Origin of the sequence: Vibrio pomeroyi, from assembly GCF_024347595.1 — a bacterium.
Lineage (GTDB): Bacteria > Pseudomonadota > Gammaproteobacteria > Enterobacterales > Vibrionaceae > Vibrio > Vibrio pomeroyi.
In genome coordinates this window covers 1941790-1957078 of sequence record NZ_AP025507.1, presented here as the reverse complement: position 1 = coordinate 1957078, position 15289 = coordinate 1941790, and the positions used below count along the sequence as shown (strand labels likewise).

16 protein-coding genes are annotated in these 15289 nt (G+C 45.4%); 4 read left to right on the top strand and 12 right to left on the bottom strand.

Annotation, left to right across the window (positions count from 1 at the left end):
* Positions 1-42: 42 nt before the first annotated feature.
* On the bottom strand, positions 43-1023 hold the full coding sequence (locus OCV12_RS24550; protein ID WP_261886493.1) for a Gfo/Idh/MocA family protein: 981 nt from the start codon (positions 1021-1023) through the stop codon (positions 43-45).
* A gap of 209 nt (positions 1024-1232) precedes the next feature.
* Here OCV12_RS24550 and OCV12_RS24545 point away from each other — a divergent pair, with 209 nt between their 5' ends.
* Positions 1233-1715 (top strand): GNAT family N-acetyltransferase, encoded by a 483-nt coding sequence (locus tag OCV12_RS24545; protein WP_017629731.1) that lies wholly within the window; start codon positions 1233-1235, stop codon positions 1713-1715.
* A gap of 2 nt (positions 1716-1717) precedes the next feature.
* The gene (locus OCV12_RS24540; protein WP_261886492.1) at positions 1718-2533 is read left to right on the top strand and encodes a L,D-transpeptidase family protein; all 816 of its coding nucleotides are present in this window, start codon (positions 1718-1720) and stop codon (positions 2531-2533) included.
* 60 nt (positions 2534-2593) lie between these two features.
* Here OCV12_RS24540 and OCV12_RS24535 read toward each other — a convergent pair whose 3' ends face one another.
* From OCV12_RS24535 to OCV12_RS24510, 6 genes are all read right to left on the bottom strand, one after another.
* The gene (locus OCV12_RS24535) at positions 2594-3331 is read right to left on the bottom strand and encodes a sulfite exporter TauE/SafE family protein (RefSeq protein ID WP_017629729.1); all 738 of its coding nucleotides are present in this window, start codon (positions 3329-3331) and stop codon (positions 2594-2596) included.
* A 159-nt stretch (positions 3332-3490) separates the two neighbouring features.
* Positions 3491-4210 (bottom strand): glycerophosphodiester phosphodiesterase family protein, encoded by a 720-nt coding sequence (locus OCV12_RS24530; protein ID WP_261886491.1) that lies wholly within the window; start codon positions 4208-4210, stop codon positions 3491-3493.
* 56 nt (positions 4211-4266) lie between these two features.
* Entirely contained in the window at positions 4267-5571 is a 1305-nt protein-coding gene (locus OCV12_RS24525; protein WP_261886490.1) for a sn-glycerol-3-phosphate import ATP-binding protein UgpC, read from the bottom strand.
* Positions 5561-6403, bottom strand: coding sequence for a sn-glycerol-3-phosphate ABC transporter permease UgpE (gene ugpE / locus OCV12_RS24520; RefSeq protein ID WP_261886489.1), 843 nt, complete (start codon positions 6401-6403; stop codon positions 5561-5563). The genes OCV12_RS24525 and ugpE overlap by 11 nt, the downstream gene beginning before the upstream one ends.
* A 38-nt stretch (positions 6404-6441) precedes the next feature.
* Positions 6442-7323 (bottom strand): ABC transporter permease subunit, encoded by an 882-nt coding sequence (locus OCV12_RS24515; protein WP_261886488.1) that lies wholly within the window; start codon positions 7321-7323, stop codon positions 6442-6444.
* Between the two features lie 241 nt (positions 7324-7564).
* On the bottom strand, positions 7565-8857 hold the full coding sequence (locus tag OCV12_RS24510; RefSeq protein WP_261886487.1) for an extracellular solute-binding protein: 1293 nt from the start codon (positions 8855-8857) through the stop codon (positions 7565-7567).
* Between the two features lie 358 nt (positions 8858-9215).
* Here OCV12_RS24510 and OCV12_RS24505 point away from each other — a divergent pair, with 358 nt between their 5' ends.
* Complete coding sequence (locus OCV12_RS24505; RefSeq protein ID WP_261886486.1) at positions 9216-9548, top strand: hypothetical protein; 333 nt, start codon at positions 9216-9218, stop codon at positions 9546-9548.
* Between the two features lie 138 nt (positions 9549-9686).
* Here the strand turns inward: OCV12_RS24505 and OCV12_RS24500 are convergent, their stop codons facing one another.
* The 3 genes from OCV12_RS24500 to OCV12_RS24490 form a co-directional block, all read right to left on the bottom strand.
* A complete protein-coding gene (locus OCV12_RS24500) occupies positions 9687-10289 on the bottom strand; it encodes a 2OG-Fe(II) oxygenase (RefSeq protein ID WP_048663268.1) in 603 nt (200 codons plus the stop codon).
* A gap of 238 nt (positions 10290-10527) precedes the next feature.
* Complete coding sequence (locus OCV12_RS24495; RefSeq protein ID WP_261886485.1) at positions 10528-11577, bottom strand: NAD(P)/FAD-dependent oxidoreductase; 1050 nt, start codon at positions 11575-11577, stop codon at positions 10528-10530.
* 116 nt (positions 11578-11693) lie between these two features.
* Complete coding sequence (locus OCV12_RS24490; protein WP_261887131.1) at positions 11694-12611, bottom strand: permease; 918 nt, start codon at positions 12609-12611, stop codon at positions 11694-11696.
* Between the two features lie 291 nt (positions 12612-12902).
* Here OCV12_RS24490 and OCV12_RS24485 point away from each other — a divergent pair, with 291 nt between their 5' ends.
* A complete protein-coding gene (locus OCV12_RS24485; RefSeq protein WP_261886484.1) occupies positions 12903-13691 on the top strand; it encodes an MBL fold metallo-hydrolase in 789 nt (262 codons plus the stop codon).
* Positions 13692-13820: 129 nt separating this feature from the next.
* Here the strand turns inward: OCV12_RS24485 and OCV12_RS24480 are convergent, their stop codons facing one another.
* Both OCV12_RS24480 and rimK read right to left on the bottom strand, forming a co-directional pair.
* A complete protein-coding gene (locus tag OCV12_RS24480) occupies positions 13821-14249 on the bottom strand; it encodes an ATP-dependent zinc protease family protein (protein WP_176680023.1) in 429 nt (142 codons plus the stop codon).
* Positions 14250-14281: 32 nt separating this feature from the next.
* On the bottom strand, positions 14282-15187 hold the full coding sequence (gene rimK, locus OCV12_RS24475) for a 30S ribosomal protein S6--L-glutamate ligase (RefSeq protein WP_176680022.1): 906 nt from the start codon (positions 15185-15187) through the stop codon (positions 14282-14284).
* Positions 15188-15289 lie beyond the last annotated feature (102 nt).

Genomic DNA, 15289 nt, shown 5'->3' with positions numbered 1-15289 from the left:
TCGGTATTTGTTAAAAATCAGCTGGTTAACCTAATGGTGATGTTATTTATCGGCTGGATAAACGACACCAACTTGTTGGCGCATCTCTGTAATTAACTTGGCAACGGTTAAAGCTCGCAGTTTGGCTTGAGCTTGAGTTTCTTTATCACCCTCAATACAACCTGCAAAGGTCTGTGCTTCGTAGCTCATTGAGTTTTCGCTTTGCGCTTGAGTGAGGTTTTCAATGCTGCCATCACGGTAGCGGATCTTAACGTTGGTGCATTCTGCGATATGATCGATGATGATCGCTCCCTGTTCACCTTGGATCTCGCTTGGCGCGTAAGAGTCGCTGACTTTAGAGTGAGCAAGAGTCACGTCAAACTCAGGGTATTGGAAGATCGCACAGCCATGCGCATCTACCCCTGATTCAAGCAGCTTTGCTGAAGCTTGAGCATTTTCCGGCTCACCAAACAGAGCAACCGTTGCAGCTACGCAGTAGAAGCCAATATCGACTAATGAACCGTTCGAGAAAGCTGGGTTGAAGGTGTTTGGATTCTCGCCGTTAAGGTATTTCTGGTAACGCGATGAATACTGGCAGTAGTTGATGTGCGCTTTATGTACTTTGCCAATCTTTTGTAGGCCGAGTTGGACTTGCTTAAAGTTTGGTAGGAATTGAGATTTATACGCTTCGAACAACACCACGCCGTTTTTCTCAGCGACTTCGAACATGCGTGTTGCTTCATCAATGTTTGATGCGACCGGCTTTTCACAGATAACGTGTTTACCGTGTTCCATCATGAAGATGGACTGTTCGCAGTGCAGTGAGTTTGGTGAAGCGATGTACACAGCTTCGACCGTGCTGTCATTGGCTAATGCATCGAGTGAATCGTAGGTGGTTTCAACACCAAATTCTTGTGCGAACTGCGCAGCGCTCTCTAGGTTTCGTGAATAAACCGCAGCCAACTGCATCGATTGTGATTCATGTGCAGCTTGAACGAATTTTTGTGTAATCCAATTGGTTCCAATTACAGCGAACTTAATCATAGAGGTATCCAGTCGTTAGTGTATTGATTCTGCAGAGATAGTAGCACTCAAAGGCGGGCAATGTGCTTGAGATTTACGGAACAATTTCCCCAAACTTAGTGCCTAATATTAATAATCCTTCTTCACAGAGCGTCTGAGTTGACCAGTGTAACGGTGCACAACTAAGCCATTTTTGCTAAGGTGTTATTGAATTCAAACAAGGTGATGATATGCAAATCCGGACAGCCAAGGTAACTGACATTAACGCGATCTTAGCGCTCTCTGATCAGATAAATCGTCAACATCATCTTGGTGCGCCTATGGTATTTGCGCCACCTTCTCAAAGCTTTGCAGACAGTGAAGAGTATTGGCTAGGCTTGATGATTGACCCAACTGGCGCGTTCTTTGTTGCAGTGGATGAAAAGCAAGTGGTTGGCTTTTTAGCGGGTAAAGTAACGCAGAATAAAGGCGTCAGTTTTATCCAGTCACACAAGGTAGCAAGAGTAAATACCATTGTAGTGAGCGATCAGGTTCAGAGCCAAGGGGCTGGGCGCGCATTAATGAAGTCGTTCAACCAATGGGCGCAAGCGAGAGGTGCGATAGAACTTAGGTTAGAGGTGATGGAGTTTAACCAACAAGCTCAAAGTTTCTATGAGTCGCTAGGAATGGAAACTCAGTCTCGAACCATGTCCATGAGTTTTGAGGAGATCTAAAGGTGCGTCGTTTTTTGCCTTTAACATTATGTATGCTTTTATCGAGTTCGCTGCTTTATTCAGTGACAGCCTCTGCTACCGATACCCCGCAATATGTTCCGTCACCGGAAGCCAACAAGGTTGTGGTTGAGAAAATAGTGTCTGACGCGACTGCGATTGAAACCATTGTGTTTGAGTCTGCACCTTCCCATTCTCAGCGTGTATCAACCTCTTCTTCCTCTTCAGCAGGTTCAAATTCTCAGCATGTGATTATTGTCGATGATGTGCTTAACAATGATTCAGACAAACAGGTTGCTCAGCTTTCTCAAGGCTCATCTAAACGTCCACCTCAAAGCTCATCTCGACAGTTTTACAACGTACCAGATGATGTCCCTGAGATAGATCCATTGCTGCAAGTAGTTACCTTGGTCAAAGTGGATAAGTCGAAACGTAGAATGTATCTGATGAAAGGGGATGAGGTGATTCAGGAATTTCGAATTGCATTAGGCAAGCAACCAAAAGGGCATAAACGCTTTGAAGGGGACAACCGAACGCCTGAAGGGGAATACCAACTCGACTATGTGATGGAAGAGTCAGATTTCTATCGCTCAGTGCACATCAACTACCCGCAACCTTCGGACAGGCAGTGGGCAGAAAATAATGATGTCGACCCTGGTGGGAACATCAAAATCCATGGTATCAAGAATGGTGAGCGTCGTTCACCGAGCTTCATTCAAAGCTTTGATTGGACGGATGGTTGTATCGCACTAACCAATCAAGACATGGATGAGTTTATTCAACTCGTAAAAATGGGCACCCCTATCCATATCGAATGGTAGATATTGGCACCCATTTCCAGAACTCTTTTTATAGAGTGACTTTAAACCTTATCAAGTTCGTTACAGTAAGACTCGGCCTGCACTGAAAATAGCAATCACGATAAGCAGCGCAATAGTCACGGGCTTGAATTTCTCTCCACCAAATCTTTCGAACAGTTTAGATCCCACATAGCCGCCAAACATACTGCTTGGCAAGAGCACAAGAGTCAGCCAAACCACATCACGATCGACCAATCCAGCGATGGATGCTGAAACAAATGCACTCGAATCCGCCAAAACGAAGAAGGCAATCAGTCCAGCTCTGGCAATGTGCGGAGCGACTGGGCTTGCTAATGCATGCGTGCCAACCGGAGGCCCTGACATCGACGCCGCGCCATTCATGATCCCTGCAAGGCTACCTAGAATATAAGGGGCAAATCTTGGTTCGCTTTTATACTGAAAACCTTTGTAGATCATAAGTGCAGACGCAAAGATGAAGGCACTGATGATCAAGATGATCGTGTCTTGGCTAACCGATTTCAGTAGAAGTAAGCCAACAGGTGTGAAGGCAAAACAAGGGATAAAGACCTTTGAAACCCAGCGCCAGTTAACGTGCTTTCGAACCTTAGGCAGTAATTGAACATTGCCGAGTAGGTCGATCAACATGAAAACAGGAACCAATTCGATAACAGGCACGAACAACGCACTTAATGGCAATGCCACTAAGGTGAAACCGAAACCTGAGAAGCCACGAACAATAGCGGCGAAAATGAAGATCGCACCCAAAATTGGGAAAGTTGGACTAAAAATGAGATCCATAAATTAAGTAACCAATGAAGCTGTCTGAATAGAGCGAGCTAATGAAACCAAGTGAGTAGCGGAATGTACTCCTACTCACTTGTGTTTGCTACCTAATTTTGAGGTTTCTAGAGGTTAATTTTAAAGTCTCTCAGGGTTACTTTTATAGTATTTGCAGAGTCAATTTATCGAGCTGAATTTATTTGGGAAATCAGTGAATACCGCGTCCACACTTGAGAGGAATTCGAAGCGAGACGGATCGTTTACGGTGTAGCACCATGTTTGAATGTTCGCTTCGCTGAGCGTATCAAGATCGTTCTGAATCACGTGTTCGTAATTCATGTGGCAGCTGAACGCTTTTACTTCATTAATCAGCAGTAAATCGTCTTGCGTCAGTTGCTCTGTGATCACACCGACACGGTACCTTGGGAGGTGACGAGCCATTTCAGCAACCACTTGATGGCTGAAGCTTGAAAGCAGCACTCGGTCGGTATCGAGGTTTGAACGAATCAGTTCTGAATGCAGCAGATCCACCACGTGAGGCGCTTGGTGTCGGCTATCGACTTTGATCTCAAGGTTAACGCTGAGATCGTACTGCTCAACAAGCGCGAGTAGCTCTTCCAGCGTCAGTATTTTCTCTCCAGCGAATTGCTCAGACTTCCAACTGCCAAAATCGAGCTGACGCAATTCGGCAAGGGTATGTTCATCAACACGCCCTTTGCCATCGCTGCAGCGCTCAAGAGTGTGGTCATGACAAACCACAAGTTGATCATCCTGAGTTGGCTGAATATCTACTTCAATCCATTTCAAACCGAGTTTAGCGGCTTGTCCAATGCTTGCTTTGGTATTTTCTGGGTGAGTACCTGCTACACCCCGATGACCTACGATGATAGACGACATAATTAATCCTTCTTAAAGACGCACCGTAAAAACGCATTAAATATCAGTGTACTCCATTAAGCTAGAGCCGTCGTTAAGCTTGTTGTCTCTTCGTGTAACTCTTGTGAGGTGAAGTTATTTGGTTGAATACGCTTCCCGCGGCCATCAAAAATATGCAGGTTGGATTTGTCGATGCTTAATCCGAGTGGCACCGCTTGGCATAGGGTTGTTTCTGGGGTAACAGCGATAAAAGGCTGATCGTTCACAAGGCCGTGAACCAGTTGATTTGGCCCCAATGGCTCAACCACGCTGATACGCAGTTCAAGAGGTAAGGTGTTCATCATTAAATCGGAACAAACCTCAGAGTGTTCAGGGCGAATGCCAAGCGTTATTTCCGTGTTCTTAACGTGTGCGTACTCTGGCAAGTACATCTGTTGGTCGCCAATTTCAAGATAGCCGTCATCGAGTGTGGCGGGTAAAAAGTTCATTGCGGGGCTGCCAATGAAGCTCGCAACAAAGGTGCTAGCCGGCTGGTGGTAGACCTCTCTTGGTGTGCCGACTTGTTCAATCTGACCTTTGTTGAGAACCACAATTCTATCTGCCAGCGTCATAGCTTCTACTTGGTCATGAGTCACGTAAACACTGGTCACGCCGAGTTCACGTTGCAGCTTTTTGATTTCTAATCTCATGTGAGCACGCAGCGAGGCATCGAGGTTAGACAGGGGTTCATCAAACAGGAACAGTTGCGGGTCGCGTACGATCGCTCGACCCATTGCCACACGTTGGCGTTGTCCACCTGAGAGCTTGGCAGGCTTACGATCTAGGTACTCTTCGATTTTGAGTGTCTTGGCGACTTTCTCAATCTTCTCTTCAATCACATGTTGGCTGACGCCTCGGTTCTTTAAACCGTAAGCCAGGTTTTTATATACCGTCATGTGAGGGTAGAGCGCGTAATTCTGAAAGACCATGGCGATATCACGCTGTGCCGGTTTTTCGTTATCAACACGACGGCCACCTAAGTGAATCTCACCGCCAGAGATGCTTTCCAAGCCTGCGATAGAACGCAGAATTGAAGACTTGCCGCAGCCTGAAGGACCAACTAATACAAGGAACTCGCCCTTATCGATATCAAGTGAGACATCTTTTACAGCTCGATGGCCGTTCTCATACGTCTTCACCAAGTTCTTGATACCCAGCATAGCAGGTGTCTTGGCCTTGAGTTTATGTCCTCTACCAGCATTCTTGTGAGCTAACGAGTGATTACGAATAGGCATAGAAGTGTCCTCTGTCTTTTGGGGATAAGTCTGGTGAGACGTCTTATACTCATCGAGTGACTGGATTCGGTTATCGTTCATTTGAGTTGTTTCGTTATTATTTTTCACTTTCTACGAGCCCTTTTACAAACCAACGCTGAAATACAACCACCACTAAAACAGGTGGCAACATCGCTAAAATCACCATGGCGAACACATAGTCGTAGCGCGGTAAACTGGTTTCATTAATGTTATTGAGTACTTGTTTGATGCCCATCACGATGGTGTTGTAGCCTTCATCCGTCGTCATCATGATCGGCCAAAGGTATTGGTTCCAACCCACCACAAACATGATGATGAAGATCGCGGCGATCATGGTTTTAGACAGCGGCAGCAAGATGTCGACAAAGAATCGAAATGGGCCTGCATTATCTAGTTGAGCGGCTTCAAGCAATTCGTCAGGAATGGTTTTGAAAAACTGCCCAAAGAAGAATGTTGCGGTGGCAGAGGCGATCAAAGGCAGAATCAAACCGGTATAGCTATTGAGAAGTCCAAGCCCTGCAACCACTTCATAAGACGGGATAATACGAACCTCTAGTGGCAGCAATAGAGTAACGAAGATCAACCAGAACCACGCCGTGGCGTAAGGCAGTCTGAAATAGACCAAAGCAAACGCAGCCATCATCGAAATGATGATCTTACCGATCGCAAAACCTAACCCCATGATCATCGAATTGGCGATCATTTTGCTGGCGGTGACGTCGCCACTAAAGCCCATGCTCTTGTTCCAAGCTTCGCTATAAATACTCGTAAAATTATCGCCCGGTAACCACTGTAAACCTTCGCTGACAATGGTGTTTGGGTTATGGGTCGAACTGGCGAAGATCAGCCAGATAGGGACCAACATAAACAGCATCCCAGCAATTAAAATCAGGTGGTCAGAGACCTTATTACTTTTCATGAATAACTCCTGTCGCGTTAAAACCTAGCCGTGATGGGCTAGTAATGAACACGCTTTTCAACAACGCGAAACTGGATAAACGTGAGTGTCAGTACTAACAGCAACAACACAACCGATTGTGCCGAACTACCACCCAAATCCGCGCCAACAAAACCGTCGCGATACACCTTGTAAACTAGCGAGGTTGTGCCTCCGCCCGGGCCGCCATTGGTCATGGTGTCTATCACGCCAAAGGTTTCAAAGAACGAGTAGGTGAGGTTGATGACCAACAGGAAAAACCCAGTAGGTGCGAGTAGCGGGAAGGTAATCGTCCAGAAGCGTTTTGAATCGCTGACACAGTCCAACATTGCCGCTTCTTTTACCGCGTACGAGATTGATTGAAGACCAGCCAGAAAATAGATGAAATTCACCGAGACTTGCTTCCACACCGATACCAATATCAGAGCGAACGTGGCATCCACAGGATCGGTTTGGAAACTGAAATCCCAACCCACCACCGCAAATATCTCGGTGAACACGCCAATGTGCGGGTTAAACAGGAAAGCACCGATAACACCTGCGATCGCTGGAGCCACGGCATATACCCAAGTGAGAGTGACTTTGTAAGTCCCTTGGCCATGAATGATGTTGTCGGCTTTTACGGCGAGCAGCAGCGCCAACGCTAGCGATAAGAAAGACACCACAACCGCGAACATCAGGGTGAAGCCAATCGAGCTTAGGTACTCACTCGATTCGAATAGCATTTGATAGTTTTCAAACCACACGAAGAGCGAAGAGGTGCCCCAAGGGTCTTCCAGCATGAAGGACAGATACACCGCCTTTGCCGCCGGATAGATAAAGAAAACCGCGATGATGAGTATCTGAGGCGCCAAAAATAAGTAAGGCAGTGGAGAGTGAAAAAATTGCTGACGTCGTTCCACAGGGTAATCCCCAAATGAGTGGCTTGAACCACTGTTAGTTACCGTGACCACTCGCGCTATAACAAGGCATGCTTCCAGTTGAGTTGTAGTTTTTGGAGCAAGAAATGGCGTGAGTGAAGAATCTCCTCACGACTCGTTATCACTCTATTGATTCAAGGTGATGGACAAGTAGTGAGGAGGAATGAACTGTTTTTTCATTAACAGAGCCAGTCCATGACACTGGGCTAGCTCATCAACCTATCTAGTTCATGGTTCGAGCGAAGCGTTTTAATAGCTTGCTGCTTTCATCTTCTACTTTGTCTAGGCTGTTCTCGACGCTAGAACGGTCAGCAAAGATGTTGTCGAACTCACGATGCATCACTTCACGAATCTGAGGGTAGTAACCTAAACGATAACCCTTAGTCCATTCGCCTGATTTTAGGCTCAGCTGTTTAACACCCACTTCTGCGTCTGGTTGTTCTTTGTAGTAGCCAGACTCTTTCGCTAGGTCATAAGCTGCTGTCGTTACCGGAACGTAGCCCGTGGTTTTGTGCCAGTAAACTTGGGTTTCAGGTTTGGTTAGGTAATCAAAGAACGCCGCGACGCCTTTGTCTTGCTGTTGGTCGTGGCCATTCAGAGCAAACAAAGCCGCACCACCAATGAAGGTCAAGCCTGCGTCTGGGTTAACTGATTTCCAGTAGGGAAGGTAAGTAGTACCCAGCTCGAAAGGTACGCGGTTACGTAAGCCACCGAATGAACCAGAAGAACCCATCCACATTGCCACTTCTTGACGCTCGAAAGGTGTTTGGTTTGCATCCCAATCACTGCCGTAATACTTGTAGTAACCTAAATCTGACCACTCTTTCATCTTGCTGACGTGCATCATCATGTCTTTGGTGTTGAACATCAGCTTGGTCGATAGGCCGTCGTAGCCGTTGTTTTGGTCAGCGACCGGTAGGTTATGACGAGACTTAAAATTCTCGAACATGATCCACGGCGTCAGAGATTGAGAAAAGGCGATGTGGCCTTCTGCTTTTAGCTTCTTTGCAACCACTTCGAGTTCTTCGTAAGTTTTAGGCGCTTCGGCCCCCACTTCCGCAAGAAGGTCTTTGTTGTAGTAAAGAACCGGTGTCGAGCTGTTGAAAGGCATACCAACCATCTTGCCTTGGTTGTCGGCATAGAAGTTACGGACACCCACTAGGTAATCATTTGAATCAAAGCTGTAGCCCGAATCAACCAGAATATCCTGTACTGGTTTCGCGACACCTTTAGCGTTCATGATGGTTGCTGCGCCTGCATCGAAGACTTGCAAAATGTTTGGTGCTTCGCCTGCTCGGTAGGCCGCGATACCCGCTGTTAAGGTCTCTGTGTATGACCCTTTGTAAATTGGCGTGATCTCGTAATCATCTTGTGACGCGTTAAAGTCAGTCGCAATTTTGTTGACGGTTTCTCCAAGTTGGCCGCCCATAGCGTGCCACCAAGTGACTTGAGTCGTTGCGAACGCTGGCATTGCTGCTGTTGCAGAAAGAACGCCTGCCAAAATTAGCTTATTCATCTTCTTTTCCTTTTGGATGAAATCTGTGTAGGGGTATTGAGTCAGAGTGTTAACGAGACGGTAGGGGTGTCGTTTTAAGCTATCTTGAACAGGGCGTATTTCACTTACGTGGCTAAACCGTTTCACTGCTATGAAAGATTCATTTCGATTTTATTTAAGTGGAAGTTTATTGATAATTTAGATGTTAGTGAGATTGATTAACAATTCAGCGGCTTAGATTGTCGTAAAGGTTGGGTTAACCCGTACCTAAAGCTCGATTAATGTCGTTTCATTGTTTTTAATAACACTTAACAGGCTATTTGAGCGCGTTGCGAGTATCGTCCTCGGCATCAATGACTCGCTATCGGACACCTTAATCATGTCGTATCAATCACCAAAATCATCGTTAGAAACGGTGCCTACTTTATCGCTCCAAAGCTTAAACAACGCTGAACTGGAGCTGGATGCACATGAAGAAAGTGCCAAATTGCGCTTCTGTAAACATTGTCACGCATGGACCGCGAATCAGCAATTTGGCAGCATTCAGTCACACTCATCATCGTGTGCTGTGTGTGGTTCAGATTTTAATAAGCGCAAGTTGATACGACGCTTATCGTTTTCAAGCGTACCGTTTTTAAGTACTTGGCTTGTGGGAACGGTTATCGTGGTTGGGATGTATTTGTCGGTGACTCTGATGCGTCATGGTTCGTAGAGATGCGTATTATGCCAAAAATAACAAAGCCTCTCGATGGAGAGGCCTTAGGTTGCCGGACTTTGGACAAGATAGCTTTTAGTTTTTAGCTTTTAATTCTCAGTCTTCAACTATCAGCCTCTAATCCTAACTCTCGCTTTAGTGTGCGATATCGAGTTGATTGTCTTTCACGCCGTTAATGCGGAACCAACCTGCGATACTGAATCGCTCTGTATTGGTTGGTAGCACTTCGTGTGGAAACTGCTCAGACAAGAACACAAACAAACGGCCTGATTTTGGCGGAATGGTTGCGATGTGATTGTCTTTTAGATCGTAAACCACAAGCTCACCTGCGTCTTCTTCTGTCCACTCGTCATTCATGTAGAACACGGTAGTCAGACGGCGGTTCTCATTGCCTTTGAAGCAGTCTAAGTGCTTTTGGTAGAAGTCGCCTTTTTCGTATTTAGCAAAGTGCGCTTCGTACTCGAACAGACCCAAAAAGAACGCTTTGTTTGCTTCTAAACGAATTTGCTCCATTTTGTCTAGGAACAGAGAAGCTGGCTCGCCCATGTCTCGGCGTACCCACTGAATTTTGTCACTACGAATGGTCGACTCTCGCGTTACTTCATCGTTACGGCCAATCCTAGCCTTTTTCCAGTTCTCTGGAATGCAATCCCTCAATGCCACTACTTCTTCATGCGTTAAGAAGTCATCCCAAACAAAGTAACCTTGGGTAGAAAGAGCATCGATTAGTTGGTTCATGTATAGCACTCAGACAATAAATTAGAGGCGCATATATAGTCCTAATAACTCAGGTCAACAAATCACGTATTTTGTCGTCACGATAAAATCGCAGAAGGTGTCTAAATTTGGAGAGAAGAAAGTTTGCATGGCGCCTCAGAACCAGTCCATATTGGGCCAACGCTGAGGCGTTAATTGTGAGGGGCAATTCGAATTAGGCGATAACTAGAATGAAGCGATAGTTAGAATGAAGGCCGAGCTAACTTACTGTTGATGCGAGCGCTTCATTGATTTGCTTAGCGGCTTCTCGTGCGTGTTTTTGAACGCCGACAATGGTGGCTGAGGCGTACCCTGACCATTCGCCATAGCCCATAAACCACAGTCCTTGATGTTGATTGGATCGAGTACCGTCTGAAATCTTGCTAAGATCGCTGTCTAGCTCCAAACCCTGTAAGTGATCGAGTTGGGTTTTAAAGCCTGTGCACCATATGATCGCATCGATCGGGATCGTCTTGTTTTTGGTGATGATGCTGCCTTCGGTAAAGCGAATAATGTCTTCTTCTTTGATCAGCACGCCTCGATCTCGGGCTTCTTTCACGCTTTGCGTCATGACTATTTTGGAAAAGTCGTCAGTATTCTCAAGTGTCTCGCCTTTCAAAGACGCATAGTAGCGTTTGGTTGAAAGGTCGAACAGGTATCGGCCATCTAAATCATCATCAAGATATTGCAGTGGACGATTGGTAAACCAGTGTGTGTTGGCGACTTCTGACACTTCCGCAAGGATCTGAGAGCCTGAGTTGCCGCTGCCTATCACCGCTACATTTTGTTTCTCAAACGGCTTATTGTTTTGGTACTCGCTGGAGTGAATCTGCTCGCCTTTGAACTGTTCAATGCCTTCAAAGTAGGGAGTCGATGCGCTAGAGAAGTTACCGGTCGCTGACACCAAAGCGTGAGACTGATAAACACCAGTGTCGGTAGTGATGTAAAACAGACCATCTTTCTTCTCAACATTTTGCACTTGCACAGGGCGTTCGATTCTAAAGTCGTAATGTTTTTCGTAGCGATCTAAGTAACTGATGATCTCGTTGCGGCTCGGGTATTCGAGCTCAGTTTTCGGCATCATCAACCCAGATAACGAGCTGTACTCTTTTGGTGAGAACAACATCAAACTGTCCCATCCTTTTGTCCAAGAGCCGCCGGGCGTTGGATTCGCATCAAGAATGAGTGGGTTGAGCCCATTTCTTTTTAGATAGTAGGCGGTAGATAGACCCGCTTGGCCTGCGCCGATAATAATGATTTGCTCAACCATGTTGCACCTCTGATTCTTTGATTTCTTGAGTGATTCGTTTATCTACTTGTTTGTCTGTTCTTTTTTCTATTCTTTGATACTGGAAAAAGCACACTCAAGAGAGTGTGCTTTTAGGGTTAGAAGATGAATTGGTACAAGAAACCAGCGCCAATTGCCATGCTCAAGATTACGAACAAGAACGCTGCAATCATTTTGTTTTTGAAGATAGATTTAAGCAAAATCACTTCAGTTAAACTCGCACCAGCACTACCAATGATCAACGCCATTACTGCTCCAAGTCCCATGCCTTTCGCTGCTAATGCTGCACTCAAAGGAATCACGGCTTCAGCTCGGATGTACAGTGGGATACCAATTACAGCCGCCACTGGAATCGCAAATGGGTTGTCTTCACTTGCTACACTTGCCACAAACTCCGTTGGCATAAAGCCGTAAATCATTGAGCCAAGAGCAATACCACCGATTAGGTAAGGAACCACTTTTTTGAAGTCAGCCCATGTGCTGTTCCAAATTCTTACCCATTTGTTGATAGGTTTTGCTTTTGCGCCGCATGAAGAAGCACAGCCTTTCGCTTCAGGAGCAATATAAGCCTCTGGTTTTACGTATTTTTCAAAGCCAAGTTTCTCTAAGGTGTAACCTGCGATAACTGATACACCCATTGCGATAGCAAAGTAGAACACAGTCACTTTAAGACCAAATGTCACGGCGAATAGGCCGATGATAATTGGGTTTAAAAGTGGGCTAGCAAATAGGAAAACCATCATGGTGCCGAAACCTGCTTTTGCACGCAGTAGACCTTTCAAAAATGGAATCGTTGAGCATGAGCAGAATGGGGTAATAGCGCCCAATAAGCCTGCAACAAAGTAACCCTTACCATTTTTACCACTCAGAATGCTTTGTATTTTCTCTGGTGGAATGTACTCCTGCAGTACACCTACGACGTAGCTGATCAATAGGAATAGTAGTGTCAATTCAACCGCTAAGAAGCCGAACATACCTAAGGTATCCATAACCATATCTTGTGTAATAGTCATAATTTGTTTTCTCTATATTTCTGGAATAGTCGAAATATACGCTCGCGAAATTAGACCGTCAATAAATATTTCGACAAAAATCGAAATATGTTTGGGAGTGAATTTATTCGTAACGGTGGCTCACTAGTTAGTCATTGAATTATGTAAAGTTTTTTCTCTTCTCTGGGAGATGTGTTTTTCATAATCCATGAAAATAAAGGGGTTATAGATGTTGCTATTAACAAAATGATCACAATTGGCCGTGAGTTTGCTATGGTATAGGTCTGACCAGTTGGTTTATAACAAGGAGTAGGTTTGCAGCTGCATACCATTAAAGGTTACATCCAAGACATGTACTTGGTGGAGTATCCAGACAAATTACTGTTGCTTGATGGCGCATGTCGAGCCGACATCCCGCATTTGAAGACTTTCATTGAAACTGAGCTTATGCGTGATTTTTCTGATCTACACACGGTTGTGGTGACACACATGCACCCTGATCACGCAGGGGCCGCGCACCAGCTCAGAAGGCTAACGAACTGTAACTTGGTGGCAGCAAATCGAGACAAAGACTGGTATCACGGAATTGATGGTATCTTCATGCATTTGACGGACCTGGCGCTAGCACGATGGATGGCTAATCGCTTAGGGAAGCCTAAAGCAAATCTATGGTATTCGAGGAAGTTAAAGCCGGACTACAAGTTATCAGATGGTGAGAGCATTCCGGGTTTTGATGACTGGTTGGTTTTAGAAACTCCGGGTCATACCGACAGAGATCTTTCCGTCTATTGCCCATCTCACAGCGTTGCCTATGTAGCAGACCTAATGGTGGAAGTGAAAAAGAAATTGATTCCGCCTTTCCCTATCTTTCATCCTAACAAGTACCGAGAGTCAGTATCTCGAATCTATGACATGCAGCTTGATACCCTGCTGGTGGCGCATGGAGGACAAGTCGATTTTAGTCAGACAGCCTTTGAACACTTATTGATGAGTGCTCCAAGAAGACCTGTGACACATTGGCGGGTAACCAAAATCAAAGCTAAGAAACTGCTGTTATCGATTTGGCGTTTTGGTTTCCAGTCTCATGGTAAATCCAAGAAATAGATAAGCCCAAAGTAAAAGCAGCAAATAGAAATTCGAGAATAGAACGCAATAAGGCCAGTCATGAGACTGGCCTTATATCGTTGTGACTAGCTTTAGTTATAACCTGTGGAGCGGTTACGATGACTCGGATTAGTGAGTCAGCAGGAATTCACCCGCTGGGTCAACAATCACTTTGTCACTCATGCCTTGACGTCCAAGCAACATCATATAAGTCATGTCTTGACGGTTGCTTAGCGTGATATCGATAGGCCATTGCTGACCGCCGATTTTTAGCATGGTTTCAATCACACAACGGTGTTCAACTTCGCCGTTAGATGATTTGATTTTCTTACTTGTTTTCAGCTTCGCCTTGCAGCGTACTGTCTCTTCTAGGTGGTACACATCTGGGTGAAGATCGAATTCCACGAAGTTCTCACCGTCTGTTTTTACACATAGTAGATTGTCTACGTGTAGAGAAGAGGTTTTAGCCCCTGTATCAACACGTGTATGTAGTCCAGTTATCCCTAACTCTGGTAAGCAAAGTGCTTCAGTATTCCCTATGATCATTTTATTGTTCATGTTATTTCCAATCATGAGTTAACGGCGTTTAATCAGCCTTTGCCACGAGTACGGTTAGCGTTTGGTTTTGCATTTTTCTCGATGAATTCGAAAATCATGTCTGCTACATCTTTACCTGTCGCTTTCTCGATACCTTCTAGGCCTGGAGAAGAGTTCACTTCCATTACCACTGGGCCATTCTTAGATTGTAGAATATCTACACCACATAGGTTTAGCCCCATGATTTTCGCCGCGTTGATCGCTGTAGCGCGCTCTTCTTTAGATAGTTTAACCAGTTGAGCTGTACCGCCACGGTGCAGGTTAGAGCGGAATTCACCCTCACCAGCTTGACGCTTCATCGCTGCAATTACTTTATTGCCAACAACAAAACAACGGATGTCTGCGCCATTTGCTTCTTCAATGAACTCTTGAACCAAGATGTTCGCTTTTAGGCCCATGAACGCTTCGATAACGCTTTCTGCTGCTTTGTTTGTTTCTGCTAGTACAACGCCGATACCTTGAGTGCCTTCAAGAAGCTTGATAACCAGTGGCGCGCCACCTACATTTTTGATCAAGTCTTGAATCTTGTCTGGGCGGCTAGCGAAACCTGTTTTTGGTAAGCCAATACCTTTACGAGACAACAGTTGTAGTGAGCGCAGTTTGTCGCGAGAACGACTGATTGCTACTGACTCATTGATACAAAAAGTGCCCATCATCTCGAATTGGCGAACAACCGCAGTTCCGTAAAAGGTAATGGAAGCGCCAATACGTGGAATAACAGCATCGTATTGAGGTAGCTCTTCACCCATGTAGCGAATCTTCGGATTGTTACTCGCGATATCTATATCACAGTGCAGCGTGTCGATAACATCGACCTGATGACCACGTGCTTCTCCAGCCTGCTTTAGACGAGCGGTAGAGTATAGATTTTCGTTACGAGAAAGAATTGCGATACGCATGGCGTTTCCTTAGTTAATACCTGATTGGTAACTGCAAATAAATTAGTTGTTAGCTGAGCTTTCAGTTTTTTCTTAGGCTCCTTGCTTGCTTCGGGGCGAACC